This window comes from Aurantiacibacter gangjinensis (assembly GCF_001886695.1).
Classification (GTDB): domain Bacteria; phylum Pseudomonadota; class Alphaproteobacteria; order Sphingomonadales; family Sphingomonadaceae; genus Alteraurantiacibacter; species Alteraurantiacibacter gangjinensis.
Genome location: NZ_CP018097.1, coordinates 1,082,087 through 1,097,203 on the forward strand (window position 1 = coordinate 1,082,087; position 15,117 = coordinate 1,097,203).

Sequence of the window (15,117 nt, forward strand, 5' to 3'; positions counted from 1 at the left end):
TCTCCCATGTTCCCTTATCTCGGATTTATCTCGCTTTTCGCGATGTTGGTGCTCTTCGGAAGGCGTGAGCGTATGTCGGTTATGGCGGCAGCGCTGGCCGTCGTAGCCATCACGATATTTGTCGGATTACGCCATAATGTCGGTATGGACTGGAACAATTATCTTTGGATGACGAACCGCGTCGACGTGGCATCGACTATCGGCGGAAAGCTCGGAGTGACGGAGCCGGGCTACGCGTTTTTACTTTGGATTTCGACATGGACGGGGCTTGGGATTTATTTCACGAACTTCGTTGCCGCACTGCTTTTCGCATTAGGATTGGTGCGATTTGCGCGCACCTGTCCGTCGCCGACATTGGCGTTGCTTTCAGCAATACCTTTTCTCGTTCTTGTGATTGCCATGTCAGCGAACCGTCAGGCGGTAGCGCTCTCGGTCATGCTGCTTGCGCTGGCACGATGGCCAGCAATGAGCCTCAAAGGCAGGCTAGTCGCCGTGGGTATCGCGGCCACATTCCACTATAGCGCCATCATCTACGTGATATTCGCTGCCTGGGATGTGCGGGTGCGCCAGGAATTTCGTCTGGTGGGTGCCGCCGTCATATCTTTGGCAGCAATTTTTCTGCTCGATAGTCTCGGCCGGGTGGATTACGCGACTGAAGCATACATGTCCGGAGATGAATACGCCCAAACTTCAGGTTCGATCTTGCAGATGGCGCTCACTGTAGGACCGGCGCTCCTCCTCCTTCTGTTCTGGAGAAAGCGCGACCTTCTCTTTCCGCAAGGTGTCGTTCGGCAACTCGCTCTCTTCGCTTTCGCACTCCTGCCGGTCGGCCTGCTCTATCCCGTGCTTACCGCGCGCGTGCTGATCTATACTTTTCCGATGGCGATGTACGTCTGGTCTTCCTTGCCGCAAATCGTCATGCCTCGAAGCCGGGTATTCGTTTCGCTTGCCACGGTAGCGGTGATGTTCGCGCAAATGCTTTTGTGGTTAAATTTCTCCCCGAATGCGCGCGCTCATTTTCCGTACCAGAACTTTCTCGGGATCGAAGCGTGGGAATGGGAGACCGGCCTTAGCTGAGCGTTGCGGCAACTTTCTCAATCGCTTCCAGATTTGCCGGGGCTCCCGGCCCGATGGCATCCCACGCCGCGATAAAAAGGTCTTTCCGCTTTGCAGGGTCGCGCACCGCGCCGACCAGCGCGAAAAGTTCTGCCTCGTCATTCGCCAGTAGCGGGTAATCGGCATATTGCAGGTCCGACTGCAGCGGCGCCGCATTGGCGACGATCGCCGGCTGGCCCAAACGCAGCGCATCGGTCATCACGGTCGAAGGCGAGGTAATCACGATTTCCATCTCACCCAGCGCCTCATAGGGCAGGTCGTCCGGCCAGCGCGTAAATCCAACATCGGCGATCTTTTTTTCCAACAGCGCGCGATGTGTTTCATCAACTAGCCGGATATGCGGATGCGGCCGCCACACAATGTCCCCCGGCGATCGCCCGACCTCTTTCGCTACCGCTGCCGTCCAGGTGACAAGCCTCCGATCCGCCTCGCTGCCGTGGGCGTGGTAATCGTCATGATCCAGATGGCTGTACGACGTCAGCAGCGCCCATCGTTTAGATGGTGCAGCCAAAGCGGGTCGTGGACAAGGGACGTGCGTCACCCGTCCATAGCCCGGCAGACTGGCCGCGAGCCTGGCATCGGCGGCGGTCTGGAAGATCGCCAGATCGGAAAAACCTGCAAAGGACCAGCCGATATTCGTACCATGCACCACATGGACGGTGCGCATTCCCGTTGCCTGCATCGCCCGTTCCAGAAGGCTGGTGTCTGCCGTGCCGGTATGGGCGAAGAGCGCATGCGGAGGCGGCGATGACGGCGAGGCCCGGTGCCACCACTCGGCCATGCCCAATCCGAGCGCGATGCGAAACAGGATCGCCACTGTTTCCCGCGCCGGAACGCGGCGTGGAAAATTGCTGTAGTCGTGGGCGGTATCCCAGACGAAGCGAATGTAGCTGGGTAAAGCCCACAAGGCAGTGCCGAAAGTCACCGGCCGCAGAAATCGAGGATCTCGTAATACGGACATCGGATCGGAACGCGCCGCGATGTGGGAAACGGAGGTGGAGGGTCGTCCTAGCGACAGTACGATTGGCCTGTCGATATCGGCCCTTGCGATCGCTGCTCGCAAATCGCGAACGCGCGTCGTGTCCTCGCCATGCATGGCGAAAAGGCGCGGTGCGCCATCCATGATTGCGCGCGATGCCGCGGGTGCGCTGCCACCCCATCGCAAAATCACCCAGAGCAGAGAGATCGCGCCGGCTACTGCCGCGGCAAGATACAGCGCGTAACCAGCGATGAGGCTCCGCCGACGCGCAGGGTTCGGCCCGGCAATGGCAAGCCAATTACCCAACTCCATCTGCAGAAGCGGGTCGCGAACATTTCCGACGCCGTTGAGCACCCGTCCCGTCCGGTCGTCACGCAAATGGCCACGGCCTGCTCCCTGTGCAGCGGACGAACCCGCTGTCATACCGGCGCTGCGGCCTTGGCGGCGATGTCGGCGAATAGCTGTTCCATATTTGCGCGGCCGGAAGCGAGGTATGCGTCCAACGCCTTTTCCTCGCCCGATTCCCAATATTTTGCCCGCTCGAGCAGTGCAGCATCGATCGCTTCCGCGCTATCGACGACCCGCCAATCTGCCAGTCCTGCATCCGCCATCGTGGCCTCGATCTTGTGCGTGTTGGAGCGCAATGCGAGCAGCGGCGTCTTCGAGGAAAGAGCGAAAATCATGGCGTGGAAGCGACCCGTTACCAGCAATTCGCTGGCTGCCACTTCGCGCGTGTAAGTATCGCGGTCGGCGAACTGGCGGGTCAGGTCCGTTATTGTCGCGCGAAGAGCGGCAAAAAGATGAGGCGGCTTCGCCAGCGCCAACACACTGGGGTCGTAGCGCTTCAGCCATCGCAACGCTGTGAGCGGATCATAGGGCAATCGCATGATGGGAATGGCTCGGCCACCGTGCGTCCACATCTGCCGATAGAGCGCCAGCGCCTTTGTGCCCTCGACGCTCTCGGCAAAGCCGACGTCTTTGCGGACCCGGGATTTATCGGGCGCATGGTACAGGGCCAGGTCCGGGATGCGTCGGGCGATTACGCCGTGCGCGGCTAGTTCAGCCTCGCTTGCGCTCTCGCGCAAGCTGATCAAGTCGAAGCGCGAAAGCTGTTCCAGCGCCTTTTCGCCATTGGCTTGCCACGTGCTGTTGAGCAGCGCTGTTATTTTGCCACGCTCTTTCGCATAGGGTCCGACTTCCAGCAGGCGCAGTCCGGCTGGCCGGTCATGGTGGATAGTCCCTTCACCATTGACGAGGACCACATCCGCTTCTTCCAAATGAGCGCGAAAAGCGTCGTTGTCGCGCCAGTCGGCATGCGCTGGCGCGGTTGCTGTCAGCGTCATGCCGTTGGCGGCGCACAGTGTGGTGATTGTCTCCACCACGGTGGTGCAACCATGGTGCCGGTCGACGCGTGTGTCGTTAAGAAGGACGGCCTTTATCATTGCGGCACCGCTAGAGCATCGCTGCGATCAGCGGAACCGCAATTTTAGTGGCTCAGGTGCTCACCAGTTTCGCCACTTCCGTCAGAACGCGCTCAGCCCATTCTTTGCGACAGATGAGAAGGTCGGGGAGGTATGTGTCGCGCTGGTTGTAGACCAGCGGCTCGCCGTCGATGCGGCTGCAATGCAGGCCGTGAGCAAGCGCGACGGCGACCGGCGCGCAGCTATCCCATTCGTACTGGCCGCCCGAATGGAGGTAAATCTCCGCTTCGCCGCGCACCACCGCCATGGCTTTTGCCCCGGCGCTGCCCATCGGAAGCAGCTCGCCGCCGATCGCCTCGGCCACCGCGACAGCTTCGCGCGCCGGACGGCTGCGGCTGACCACCAGGCGAGGCGTTGAAGGCAATTCCGGTAGTGGCGTCACGGTGTCGCTATCGAGGACGATCCCGCCGTCCAGTCCCGGCAGGGCCACCGCTCCGGCAACCGGTTTGCCGCCCTCGCAATAGCCGATATGCACGGCCCAGTCGGAACGGCCTTCTCCGTATTCGCGCGTCCCGTCGACCGGATCGATGATCCAAACGCCGCTTTTGTCGAGCCGCTCCAGCGTATCCTTGCTTTCCTCCGACAAAAGCCCGTCATCGGGGCGGTGTGCGCGCAGAGAATGGCAGATGAACTGGTTCGCGGTCTTGTCCCCTGCGTCGCCCAATGCCCGGCCTTCCAGCATGCCGCTTTCGCGCATGACAAGCAGCATGCGTCCGGCCTCGTCGGCAATCCGCGCTGCGAGTTTGGCGTTCGACAGCTCAGCCATCACCCAGCAGCACGTCCACGATTTTGTCGGCAGCTTCCTGCGGCGTCATTGCCGTGGTGTCGATGCGGATCTCTGCATTCTGCGGCGTCTCGTAAGGGCTGTCGATCCCAGTAAAGTTCTTGAGCTCGCCCGACCGCGCTTTCTTGTAAAGGCCCTTCACATCGCGCTCTTCGGCGACCTCGATGGGCGTATCCACGAACACTTCTATGAATTCGCCATCGAGCAGCATGGATCGCACCATCTGGCGCTCGGCCCGGAAGGGGCTGATGAAAGCGGTGATGACGATCAGGCCTGCGTCGGACATCAGTTTGGCGACTTCGCCCACGCGGCGGATATTCTCGATCCGGTCTGCTTCGGTGAAGCCCAAGTCCTTGTTGAGGCCATGGCGCACATTGTCGCCATCGAGGAGGAAGGTGTGCCGGTTCATCCGGTGCAGCTTCTTCTCGACCAGATTGGCGATAGTCGATTTGCCTGAGCCGGACAGACCCGTGAACCACACCACACGCGCGCGTTGGTTCTTCATGGCGGCATGCTGGTCGCGCGTGATGTCGACCGCCTGCCAATGCACGTTCTGCGCGCGGCGCAGGCTGAAATGCAGCATCCCCGCAGCCACGGTGCGGTTGGTGAGCTTGTCGATCAGCACGAACCCGCCCAGCGTGCGGTTCTCGGTGTAGGGCTCAAATACGATGCTGCGGTCAGTCGTCACTTCGGCGACGCCGATGCTGTTCAGCGAGAGCGTTTTTGCCGCCAGCTGGTCCATCGTATTGACGTTGATCTCGTATTTGGGAGCCTGCACCGTTGCGGCGACGGTTTGCGTGCCCAGCTGCAGCCAATAGGCGCGGCCCGGGATCATGTCCTCGTCGTCCATCCAGACGATGGTGGCCTCGAACTGGTCGGCGGCCTCTGGAGGATTGTCGGCCCCGGCGATCACATCGCCGCGCGAGCAATCGATCTCGTCATCGAAACAGATCGTGACGGATTGGCCCGCGATGGCTTGGTCAAGTTCGCCATCCAGCGTAACCACACTTTTCACCGTGCTCGTTTTGCCCGAAGGCAGCACGCGCACACTATCGCCTTTGCGCACCACGCCCGTCGCGATCTGGCCGGAGAAGCCGCGGAAATCGAGGTTGGGCCGGTTCACCCATTGCACTGCCATGCGGAACGGCTTGGCCTGGTTGATTTCGCTGCGCACCTCCACGCCCTCAAGGTGCTGCATCAGATGCTCGCCCGCATACCAAGAGGTGTTTGCCGAAGCAGAAGTGATGTTGTCGCCGGCGAGTCCAGAAATGGGGATCGCTGTGAAATCGGAGATACCGATGCTTTGCGCGAAATCGCGATACTCGTCGACAATGGCATCGAAGGTGGCCTGATCATAATCGACCAAGTCCATCTTGTTTACCGCCAGCAGGATATTGCTGATGCCCAGCTGATGGCACAGGAAGGAATGCCGCCGCGTCTGCGTCAGCACGCCTTTGCGCGCATCGATCAGGATCACGGCGAGATCGGCGGTCGAAGCACCGGTGACCATGTTGCGAGTGTACTGCTCGTGCCCCGGGCAATCGGCGACGATGAACTTGCGGTTCTCGGTCGAGAAGAAGCGATAGGCGACATCAATGGTAATGCCTTGCTCGCGCTCGGCCGCGAGGCCATCCACCAGCAGGGCGAAATCGATATCCTGCCCCTGTGTGCCGACCTTTTTGGAATCGCTTTCGAGGCTGGCAAGCTGGTCCTCGAAGATCATCTTGCTGTCGTAGAGCAGCCGCCCGATTAGTGTCGATTTGCCATCGTCCACACTGCCGCAGGTGATGAAGCGCAGCATCGTCTTGTGGCGATGCTTCTCCAGATAGGCCTCGATATCCTCGGCGATGAGAGCATCGGTGCGGTAGACAGGATCGGTCATCAGAAATAGCCTTCCTGCTTCTTCTTCTCCATCCCGGCGCCGCCTGCATCCTTGTCGATGACGCGGCCTTGCCTTTCGGACGTCGTTGTTAGCAGCGTTTCCTGTATGACTTCGGGCAGGGTGGCCGCCGTGCTTTCGACAGCGCCTGTCAGCGGAAAACATCCCAGCGTGCGGAAACGCACGGACCGCATGGTGATCTCGGGCTTTTTGCCCATCACCCGCTCCAGTCGCTCCTCGTCATCGGCCATGAACAGGCCGCCATCCCATTCGAAAGTGGGGCGCTGCGCGGCGAAATAGAGGGGGACGATCTCGATGTTTTCCAGATGGATGTATTGCCAGATGTCCAGTTCAGTCCAGTTGGAAAGCGGGAAGACGCGGATGCTCTCGCCCTTTGCCTTCCTCGCATTGTAGAGGTTCCACAATTCCGGGCGCTGGTTCTTGGGGTCCCACCCATGGCTGGCCGAGCGGAAAGAGAAGACGCGCTCTTTCGCGCGGCTCTTTTCCTCATCGCGTCGTGCGCCGCCAAAGGCTGCATCGAAACCGTAATTGTCGAGTGCCTGCTTCAGCCCCTGTGTCTTCCACATGTCGGTATGAACCGGCCCGTGGTCGAAAGGATTAATGCCGCGCTCTTTCGCTTCTGAGTTCTGGTGGACAAGCAATTCCATGCCTGCATCATCAGCCGCTTGCTGGCGCAGATCGTACATCGCCCTGAACTTCCACGTCGTGTCCACATGCAACAGCGGAAAGGGCGGCGGCGAGGGATAGAATGCTTTCTTCGCGACATGCAGCATCACCGCGCTGTCCTTGCCGACGGAATACAGCATCACCGGCTTGTCCGCCTGCGCAACGACTTCGCGCATGATATGGATGCTCTCGGCCTCGAGCCGTTGCAGGTGAGTAAGTTTGCTGGTCATTTTGCTGCGCGATGTAAAAGTCGTTCAAGATGCGAGCCGCATGTGAGGCATTGGGCGCACCCCTGCAACGCAAGACTTTCTTTGCATATCGCAAGCGAGGCCAAGCGTAACGCTGGATGCGCGAGCATCTTCCATTCCGTGTCTGGTATCATCTGCAACTTCTGATATTCGCCGGGCCAGCATTGACGAAGGGAAGGATCGGCATTGGCCGGAGCTATCGCACAATCGGCAGACGGTTTCGCCGCGCGGCTGGGAGAGGCGCTTATTCCCGATGCCCTGACCACGCTGTCTGCCGCCGATGTCGGCCTTTCGCGCACCGACCTGTTCGCGCTGCTAGAAACGCAGATGAGGAGCCGCCGGCTGGATCTGGAAAGCCGCAAGCTCGCTGGCGCAGGCAAGACTTTCTATTCCATCGGCAGTTCCGGTCACGAGGGCAATGCGGCAGTGGCGCGCGTCTTCCGCCGCGACGATATCGCTTTCTTGCATTATCGCAGCGGCGCATTCCTGATCGAGCGAGCGGGCAAGCTGCCGGGCACAACCCCGCTTTGGGATATGGCGCTGTCTTTCGCGGCATCGTCGGAGGACCCCGTGTCGGGCGGGCGGCACAAGGTCATCGGTTCTGCCCCGCTATGCATCCCGCCGCAGACCAGCACTATTGCCTCTCACCTCCCAAAAGCGGTGGGTGCGGCATGGTCTATCGGCCTGTCGAAGCACCAGAAGCGCGACGGCCTCTTGCCGCCTGACAGCGTCGCCATTTGCTCGTTCGGCGATGCGTCCAGCAATCACTCCACCGCGCAGGGTGCGTTCAACGCCGCTGCCTGGACTGCTTATCGCGGTCTGCCGCTACCGCTGGTCTTCGTATGTGAGGATAACGGGATCGGCATTTCCGTGCCCACACCCGAAAGCTGGGTGCGCGCCAATTTCTCGCAGCGTCCAGGGCTGCATTATATCGGCGGCGATGCGCGCGATATTGCCGATGCGATGCGCGCTGCGAGCGAGGCGGAGCGGTTCGCACGCCTCCGGCGTCGCCCGGTTTTCCTGCACCTTCGCACGGTGCGGCTGATGGGGCACGCCGGGTCGGACGTGGAAATGCAATATCGCAGCCGGGAGGAGATCGAGCGCGAGGCCGACCAAGACCCTCTGTTGCATACCGCGCGGCATGCACTGGAGGCGGGCGCAACGCTCGACGATATTCGCACGCTCTATTCGCGCATTTCCGGCCAAGTCGCGGCAGTGATGGAGCAGGCGGCGCAGCGACCGCGACTTACGACCTCGCAACAGGTCAGCGCCCCCCTTGCGCCCAGACCTGCCAAGCGCAGCCCGGAGCGGCCCGCATCGCCTCCTCCGACCGCCAAACCGCAGCATATGTCGCGCGCAATTTCGGCAACCTTGGCGCAGGAAATGGAGCGTGACGCGGACATCATCGTGTTCGGCGAGGATGTCGGGCGCAAGGGCGGCGTCTACGGCGCGACGACGGGCTTGCAGAAGCAGTTCGGCATCTCCCGCGTGTTCGACACCCTGCTGGACGAGCAGACCATTCTCGGCCTGGCCATCGGTGCAGCGCATAACGGTCACCTGCCAATCCCCGAAATCCAGTTTCTTGCCTATGTCCACAACGCAGAGGACCAGATCCGCGGCGAAGCGGCGACGCTCAGCTTCTTCTCGGATGCGCAATATGCCAATCCGATGGTTATCCGGATTGCCGGGCTCGCTTACCAGAAGGGCTTTGGTGGGCATTTCCACAATGACAACGCGATCGGTGTCTTCCGTGACATTCCCGGCATAGTGCTGGCGTGCCCATCCAGCGCAGCCGAAGCCGTATTGCTGCTTCGCGAAGCCATCCGGTTGGCGCGCGAGGAGAAGCGCGTGGTGATCTTCCTTGAGCCGATTGCGCTCTACAATGTGAAGGATCTGTATCAAGAGGGTGATGGCAAGATGCTGGCCGATCTTTCGGGCGACGAAGAGCCGGCCCGTTTCGGAGAGGTCGTGGTTCACCCGGCTGCGCGCGAGCGCGACCTGACCATCCTCACCTATGGCAACGGCACCTATTTCGCGCGGCGCTGCCAAAAGCGGCTTGCCGAAAATGACGTGGCCGTTGACGTCATCGACCTGCGCTGGCTGGTGCCGCTGCCAGTCGAAGACATGCTGGCCAGGCTGGACAGGAGCAAGCCGATCCTGATCGTCGACGAATGCCGCAAAAGCGGCTCGCCCAGCGAGGAGATTATCACGCACCTTGTTGAAGCGGGCATCGATGCGCCGATCCGGCGCATTACAGGTGACGACTGTTTCATTCCGCTCGGTCCGGCGGCCAATGCCGTGCTGTTGCAGGAGGGCGACATCATGGCCGCTGCGCTCGACCTTGCAGGGAAGGGGCGCTGACCTTGGCAAAACGGGAACGCATCGTCGTCATCTTTCCCGGGCGCGGCTCCTACGCTGCCAAGGAACTGGGCTATTTGTCGCGGCATCACGGTGACAGGCTGGAAATGGTTCGCCGCCTCGACGCGATGCGCGTCGAGGCAGGGGCCACACCGACGCTGGAGCTGGACGGACAGGACCGCTTCTCGCCCTCGCAGCATCTGCCAGGGCGAAACGCCTCCAACCTCATCTATACGGCCGCACTCTCCGATTTCGCTGCCATCGATCGCGAGCGCTACGAGGTCGTGGCGGTATGCGGCAATTCGCTAGGCTGGTATCTCTCGCTGGCAGGCGCAGGCGCGCTCTCACTGGAAGACGGCGCGCATCTGGTCGACACGATGGGCGCGCTGATGGAGGCCGAAGCTGTCGGCGGCCAGCTGCTCTACCCTGTGTCGCACGACGACTGGACGGTCGACGCTGAAGCGCGCGCTGCGACGCTGGCCACAGTGGCCGACACGGCGAACGCTTTCCTTTCGATCGACCTCGCCGGGACGCTGGTGCTGGCTGGGGACAAGGCCGCGGTCACCCATCTGCAATCCGCCCTGCCGCCGGTCGATGGCAATCCGCCAATCCAGCTTCCGAAACACGGCGCGTTCCACACGCCGCTGCTGGAAGATGTCACCAAGATGGCGCAAGATGCGTTGCCAGCCGCCATGTTTGCCGTGCCGAAGGTGCCGATGGTCGATGGGCGCGGCGTGATCTGGTCGCCCGACAGCACCGATGTGGAAGCGCTATACGACTACACCCTGTTTACCCAGATCGTGGAGACTTACGACTTCGCCAGGTCGGTCGAAGTCGCCTGCAAGGAATTCGCGCCCGACCGCCTGATGCTGATGGGCCCCGGATCCTCGCTCGGTGCACCCATTGCACAGACGCTGATCCGGCATCGCTGGAACGGCTTGACCTCGCGTGAGGATTTCATGTCGGCGCAGGCTGATGATCCGTTCCTGATCGCGCTCGGGCGGGGCGAGCAGCGCAGCCTAGGTGTAGGCGATTAGGGACACGTATTACTGTAGGACAGAGCGTTTTGGTGGGGAGGGATCGGCCTTCGCTGCGCTCCGGCCCTCTTCGCCGCTTTGCGGCTGCGACGCCGAACCTTGAGGGTTCTATGCTCCTCGCATGTCCGCCATCGACCGGACCCTGAAGGGTCGGGCCGCTGGCGGAGACGGAGGGATTCGAACCCTCGATACCCCGATAGAGGTATGGTTCCTTAGCAGGGAACTGGTTTCAGCCACTCACCCACGTCTCCGGACCCAGCGGCAGGAAGCGCGCTATAACGGGGGCGATGCGCCGCTTCAAGGGGCGGTTTCGCCTTTGCCGAGAAAGTGCTTTCCCGCTGCCTTCCAGAGGGTACCCGGATTCGGTTCGCCGCATTATCGATTCGCCCTGCCGCCTATTCATTGCCGCTTCAGGCGCACAGGACTCTTCTGCGCGCGAAGTCGTGTGAAATTCGAGGAGGGTGTGGCGATGGCCACTATATCGCTGCGTTCGATCCGGACCGCTGTCTGTGCTGCCGCGTTGCAGGTGCTTGCCATGCTGGCCGCGCCTGTCGCCGCGCAGGAGATGGAGACGGTCGATCCCGATACGATGATCGATGCCGACTTGCTCGCGCCGCAGGACGAGGACGCTGCGTCGACCACCATGCAGGATGCGGACTCCGGAATGGAGCCTAGCTTCGAGGGCGCTTACGATATCGCCGAGCCGGACTCGCGCTACGAGCAGGCGACACCCGTGCTCGACCTGCCGCCGGAGGGCGAATATACCGACGCGACGGTCGACACCGTGCCAGCCGTTCCGGTGGAACAGGCGCAGACCACCTATCGCGAGGACGATCTCATCGGCGCTGCCGAAGGCCTGTTCGGCGAAGGCGCGGAGGGGCTGGCGCGTCTGATCCAGGATTTGCTGGAAGACCAGGGCGAACCCAATGGCTACATCGTGGGCCGCGAGGGTGGAGGCGCTTTCGTGCTGGGCGTGCGTTACGGGTCGGGCACGCTGCACCACGCGGTGGAAGGCAACATGCCCGTCTACTGGACCGGCCCTTCCATCGGGCTGGATGCGGGTGCCAATGCCGGAAACACCTTCGTGCTGGTTTACAACCTCTTCGATACCGAAGATTTGTACAGGCGTTTCCCGGCGGGCGAGGGACAGGCCTATTTCGTGGGCGGCTTCACTGCCAGCTATGTGCGCAGGGGCGATATCGTGCTGATCCCCATCCGCGTGGGCGCGGGCCTGCGCCTTGGCGTGAATGCCGGTTATATGCGCTTCTCGCGCGAGCAGCGCTGGCTCCCATTCTGACCGCTTGCGATCCGCTGGCCGCAAGTCCCACTTGAACGCGGTTCGCCGCGCGGGCATGGAGCGGCCATGCTCGACCAACTCACACAGCAGCCCGCCGACGCGCTTCTTGCGATCATCAAGCTTTTCAATGCCGATGCGCGCCAGGACAAGATCGACCTCGGTGTTGGCGTGTATCGCACTGCCGATGGCGCCACACCGGTCTTCCGCGCGATAAAGGCTGCCGAAAAGCGCCTGTGGGAGACGCAGGACAGCAAAGGCTATCTTGGCCTCGTCGGCGATGAAGGCTTCGTCACGAGGCTGATGCCCTACGTCTTCGGCGCAGACCATCCTGCCGATGGCCGTATCGCCGGGATGCAGACGCCCGGAGGAACAGGCGCGGTGCGCCTCGGCGCGGCCATCGCCAAAGCGGCGGGCGCGACGCGGATGCTGATCGGCACGCCAAGCTGGCCCAACCATGCGCAGATCCTGGGCGATCTCGACCTTGAGATGGTCGGTTTCAACCATGCCAATACCGATGGCAGCGCGGATATGGACGCTATCCGCTCTGCGCTGCGCAGCGCAAACGCGGGCGATGCGATCCTGCTGCATGGCTGCTGCCACAACCCTACGGGCGTGGATTACACACCAGCCGAGTGGGACGAGATCGCTGCCCTGATCGCACAACGCGGTGTGCTGCCGCTGGTCGATGTCGCCTATCAGGGTCTTGGCAATGGCATGGCCGAAGACCGCCTCGGCTTGAAAGCGGTGATGGCGCATTGCGACGAGGTGCTGGTCGCCTATAGCTGCGACAAGAACTTCGGCGTCTATCGCGACCGCGTTGGTGCCTTCTATGTGGTCGGCAAGAACGCCGATGACACGAACCGCGCCATGTCCAACGCCTTCGCGCTCGCTCGCGCCAGCTGGTCCATGCCGCCCGACCATGGCGGCGCGGCCATCCGCATCATCCTGGAGGACGAGGCGCTGACGGCAGACTGGCTCGCCGAGGTCGAGGAGATGCGCGACCGCATCAATGCCGTGCGCGCGAAATTGGCCGAAGCCGTCAAAGCAGGCAGCGTCGACCTGACGCCGCTTGCCCGTCAGAACGGGATGTTCGCCACGCTGCCAGTGTCGCCCGAACAGGTAAAACAGCTGCGCGAAGAGCATGGCGTTTATATGGCGGGGTCGGGCCGCATCAACGTGGCTGGCCTCACCACGAACAATATCCCCAAATTCATCCATGCGCTTGCCGATGTGACTGGCTGATTGCGGCCCAACCTGGAGCGCCAAAGCGGCGTTTTGAAAAAAGGCGCCGCTCATGCCGGGTGGCCCTCCTCGGGTCGTCTGCTCGCATATCTGTCGATCCGCGAAAGCAGCTGCAAGAGCGCGGAATTGTCGGCTTTTCGGCGGATGGCGCACACCTTCCCGCGAAAGATAAGTGGGGCTACGAAGCCACTATCGACGCGGCTGGCGAGCTGCCGATCCGTAACCTTCCATCCAGAGTAGGGCGGATGCTCCGGCGCAGGCAGGTGGCTCGGCGTCAGCACGACATCCCACGCCCACGCAAAGCCTGACGCACGCGGATCGCGCCGTAGGCGATAGGCCGCCATCCGGCTCATCCCCACTGCCCGCGCTGCTGCGGCAGCGCATCCTGTCAGGTAAAGATGGCCGAGAAACGCCGCCTGCCGCGCCGCCGTCCATCCGTCACGGCGTGCACGCAGCACGGCAGGATGGAAGAAGGGCGGACGGCGACGTTTGGCGGCGCGGTGCTGGGGCATGGCGCACCGCTATGCACAGGCGCTTCCTGTAGGACAGATGCATGCCGAGATGATCGATGCGGTTCACGGGTGTAAGGCCCCATTCGCTCGAGTCCTGAGCCGATCAGACGCTAAAGCTGACGCTCGAACCAGCTTGCCACTTCGCTGCCTTCGCGGGCGCTAAGTGTCGCCATGAAGGTGGCGAGCTCGCTGACGTCTTCGGCATGCGCTTCAATAAGCAGAGCATCCATCGCCTCAGTCCCGATGCGGCGCTGGAGCGCCCACAGGACGAGAGGCCCGCGAAAATAGAGCAGCGTCTCGCGACCCTCGAAATCTCCTTCGTCGAGGATGGAGCCATCGATCGATTCGGAAATCCGCGACGCGCGATCCAGCTTGGCCGTCAGCCAGTCGTCTCCCCAAACAGTCTGACCATATCGCAGCGCCACAAATTCGGCGATGGATTCGGTCATGAACTCGTCAGGCGTTCCAGCCGCGCCGGAAATCCACCAGAAATGCGCGACTTCATGCGCGATCAGAAAGGCCTGCTCTTCGGCTGAGCCTGTGCCGATCGTGAAATAATCGCCCCCTGTCGCATAGGCCATTTGCGGTCTGGTGACTCCCACCTCTTCATTGGCGTGCAGCATCGTCAGTGTGCTTGGCGAGACACGCGGTTCGCCGAGAAGGGCAGTATAGTAACGATATGTGTCACTTGCGCGGTCCAGCAAGGCTCCCGCCCGCGGTTCGTCGCCCAAGGTATAGAGATCGGCGCGCATGGCGTCAGTGACTTGCCGGGACGTGACCGTGTACGCAGGCGAGGCAGCGAACGTGATACGACCAAGGATCGGCTTGCCAGGATCGACGATCCACCGCCCTTCGCCATCGCGTTCAACCTGTCCCGGGCCGATCACGCGAAAATCGTCAGGCACCCGAACAGCAATACGGGATCGCAGCTCGCTTTCATCCCGCCAGAATGGATACCACAAGGTGCCAAGGCTCAGCTCCACCCAGTCTTCGCTGATCAGGCCGCGGCCCCATTCGATGCTTTCGTCTCGAATGTAACCGGCATAAACAACGTCGATGCTCACGCGCTGCCCAGCCTCGAGCGGCTCGACAAAGCGTAAGGTGATGCGCTGCGTGTTCGGCATTTCGTACGTGCCGAGCATAATTCCACTTTCCTGCTCGATGCTCGCGGGCACATTCGGCTCGAAGCGTTCTATGAGCACACCGTCATTCAGCATGAAGGCTGCTTCGGCGGCCGGAGCGTCGGCCACAATCTCTATCGTGCCGCGAACCGCGATGTGCTTTGATGCAGGAGTGACGTCGACTTCGAGGTTGTAGATGTTGGCCGTTTCACCGGGCTGGGGGGCAAGCCGGGGTGTGTCGGTCTGCGTTGCCGAACACGCCGCGAGCGTTACAAGAGCGAGCGCGCCGAAAAGCGATTTCATGATCGTCTCCTACATTGGCTCGGCAGCCAAACCTCGTCGACGCAAAGCCTATCGCTGCGCCGCGCACGCGCAA

Annotated in this window: 12 protein-coding genes and 1 tRNA gene; 5 read left to right on the top strand and 8 right to left on the bottom strand. The window is 61.8% G+C overall.

All coding sequences use genetic code 11. From position 1 onward, the window contains the following. Window positions 1–6 precede the first annotated feature (6 nt). Window positions 7–1,077, top strand: a complete 1,071-nt coding sequence (locus tag BMF35_RS05290) for an EpsG family protein (protein ID WP_082115699.1) — start codon at window positions 7–9, stop codon at window positions 1,075–1,077. Here the strand turns inward: BMF35_RS05290 and BMF35_RS05295 are convergent. The 5 genes from BMF35_RS05295 to cysD are packed head-to-tail and all read right to left on the bottom strand — an operon-like array spanning window position 1,070 to window position 7,156. Further along, on the bottom strand, window positions 1,070–2,518 hold the full coding sequence (locus tag BMF35_RS05295; RefSeq protein ID WP_156172147.1) for a hypothetical protein: 1,449 nt from the start codon (window positions 2,516–2,518) through the stop codon (window positions 1,070–1,072). The two genes, BMF35_RS05290 and BMF35_RS05295, sit on opposite strands and share 8 nt — an antisense overlap. After that, the gene (locus BMF35_RS05300; protein WP_047007207.1) at window positions 2,515–3,537 is read right to left on the bottom strand and encodes a polysaccharide pyruvyl transferase family protein; all 1,023 of its coding nucleotides are present in this window, start codon (window positions 3,535–3,537) and stop codon (window positions 2,515–2,517) included. The genes BMF35_RS05295 and BMF35_RS05300 overlap by 4 nt, the downstream gene beginning before the upstream one ends. A 52-nt stretch (window positions 3,538–3,589) precedes the next feature. Next, on the bottom strand, window positions 3,590–4,342 hold the full coding sequence (locus tag BMF35_RS05305; protein ID WP_047007208.1) for a 3'(2'),5'-bisphosphate nucleotidase CysQ: 753 nt from the start codon (window positions 4,340–4,342) through the stop codon (window positions 3,590–3,592). Continuing rightward, a complete protein-coding gene (cysN, locus tag BMF35_RS05310) occupies window positions 4,335–6,242 on the bottom strand; it encodes a sulfate adenylyltransferase subunit CysN (protein ID WP_047007209.1) in 1,908 nt (635 codons plus the stop codon). Before cysN ends, BMF35_RS05305 begins: the two co-directional genes overlap by 8 nt. After that, the gene (cysD, locus tag BMF35_RS05315) at window positions 6,242–7,156 is read right to left on the bottom strand and encodes a sulfate adenylyltransferase subunit CysD (protein ID WP_047007210.1); all 915 of its coding nucleotides are present in this window, start codon (window positions 7,154–7,156) and stop codon (window positions 6,242–6,244) included. The genes cysN and cysD overlap by 1 nt, the downstream gene beginning before the upstream one ends. A 204-nt stretch (window positions 7,157–7,360) precedes the next feature. On the opposite strand from cysD, the gene BMF35_RS05320 reads away from it, so the two are divergent. Then, window positions 7,361–9,535, top strand: a complete 2,175-nt coding sequence (locus BMF35_RS05320; protein ID WP_156172148.1) for a dehydrogenase E1 component subunit alpha/beta — start codon at window positions 7,361–7,363, stop codon at window positions 9,533–9,535. A gap of 2 nt (window positions 9,536–9,537) precedes the next feature. Beyond that, window positions 9,538–10,569 (top strand): ACP S-malonyltransferase, encoded by a 1,032-nt coding sequence (locus BMF35_RS05325; protein ID WP_047007211.1) that lies wholly within the window; start codon window positions 9,538–9,540, stop codon window positions 10,567–10,569. A 159-nt stretch (window positions 10,570–10,728) separates the two neighbouring features. Here BMF35_RS05325 and BMF35_RS05330 read toward each other — a convergent pair. Then, window positions 10,729–10,820, bottom strand: a tRNA-Ser gene (locus tag BMF35_RS05330). Window positions 10,821–11,038: 218 nt separating this feature from the next. Between BMF35_RS05330 and BMF35_RS05335 the strand changes: the two genes are divergently transcribed. Further along, a complete protein-coding gene (locus tag BMF35_RS05335; RefSeq protein ID WP_047007212.1) occupies window positions 11,039–11,866 on the top strand; it encodes a DUF1134 domain-containing protein in 828 nt (275 codons plus the stop codon). Between the two features lie 66 nt (window positions 11,867–11,932). Continuing rightward, window positions 11,933–13,108, top strand: coding sequence for an amino acid aminotransferase (locus BMF35_RS05340; protein WP_047007213.1), 1,176 nt, complete (start codon window positions 11,933–11,935; stop codon window positions 13,106–13,108). A 50-nt stretch (window positions 13,109–13,158) separates the two neighbouring features. On the opposite strand, the gene BMF35_RS05345 is transcribed toward BMF35_RS05340, so the two are convergent. Both BMF35_RS05345 and BMF35_RS05350 read right to left on the bottom strand, forming a co-directional pair. Continuing rightward, window positions 13,159–13,620 (bottom strand): hypothetical protein, encoded by a 462-nt coding sequence (locus BMF35_RS05345; protein WP_052766077.1) that lies wholly within the window; start codon window positions 13,618–13,620, stop codon window positions 13,159–13,161. A gap of 110 nt (window positions 13,621–13,730) precedes the next feature. Then, window positions 13,731–15,044, bottom strand: a complete 1,314-nt coding sequence (locus BMF35_RS05350; protein WP_047007214.1) for a gluzincin family metallopeptidase — start codon at window positions 15,042–15,044, stop codon at window positions 13,731–13,733. Window positions 15,045–15,117 lie beyond the last annotated feature (73 nt).

What these genes read in the sequence shown, in the direction of transcription:
- BMF35_RS05290 (WP_082115699.1), top strand. Translation starts at nt 7, where the DNA reads ATGTTCCCTTATCTCGGATTTATCTCGCTTTTCGCGATGTTGGTGCTC.
- BMF35_RS05295 (WP_156172147.1), bottom strand. Translation starts at nt 2,518, where the DNA reads ATGACAGCGGGTTCGTCCGCTGCACAGGGAGCAGGCCGTGGCCATTTG.
- BMF35_RS05300 (WP_047007207.1), bottom strand. Translation starts at nt 3,537, where the DNA reads ATGATAAAGGCCGTCCTTCTTAACGACACACGCGTCGACCGGCACCAT.
- BMF35_RS05305 (WP_047007208.1), bottom strand. Translation starts at nt 4,342, where the DNA reads ATGGCTGAGCTGTCGAACGCCAAACTCGCAGCGCGGATTGCCGACGAG.
- cysN (WP_047007209.1), bottom strand. Translation starts at nt 6,242, where the DNA reads ATGACCGATCCTGTCTACCGCACCGATGCTCTCATCGCCGAGGATATC.
- cysD (WP_047007210.1), bottom strand. Translation starts at nt 7,156, where the DNA reads ATGACCAGCAAACTTACTCACCTGCAACGGCTCGAGGCCGAGAGCATC.
- BMF35_RS05335 (WP_047007212.1), top strand. Translation starts at nt 11,039, where the DNA reads ATGGCCACTATATCGCTGCGTTCGATCCGGACCGCTGTCTGTGCTGCC.
- BMF35_RS05340 (WP_047007213.1), top strand. Translation starts at nt 11,933, where the DNA reads ATGCTCGACCAACTCACACAGCAGCCCGCCGACGCGCTTCTTGCGATC.
- BMF35_RS05345 (WP_052766077.1), bottom strand. Translation starts at nt 13,620, where the DNA reads ATGCCCCAGCACCGCGCCGCCAAACGTCGCCGTCCGCCCTTCTTCCAT.
- BMF35_RS05350 (WP_047007214.1), bottom strand. Translation starts at nt 15,044, where the DNA reads ATGAAATCGCTTTTCGGCGCGCTCGCTCTTGTAACGCTCGCGGCGTGT.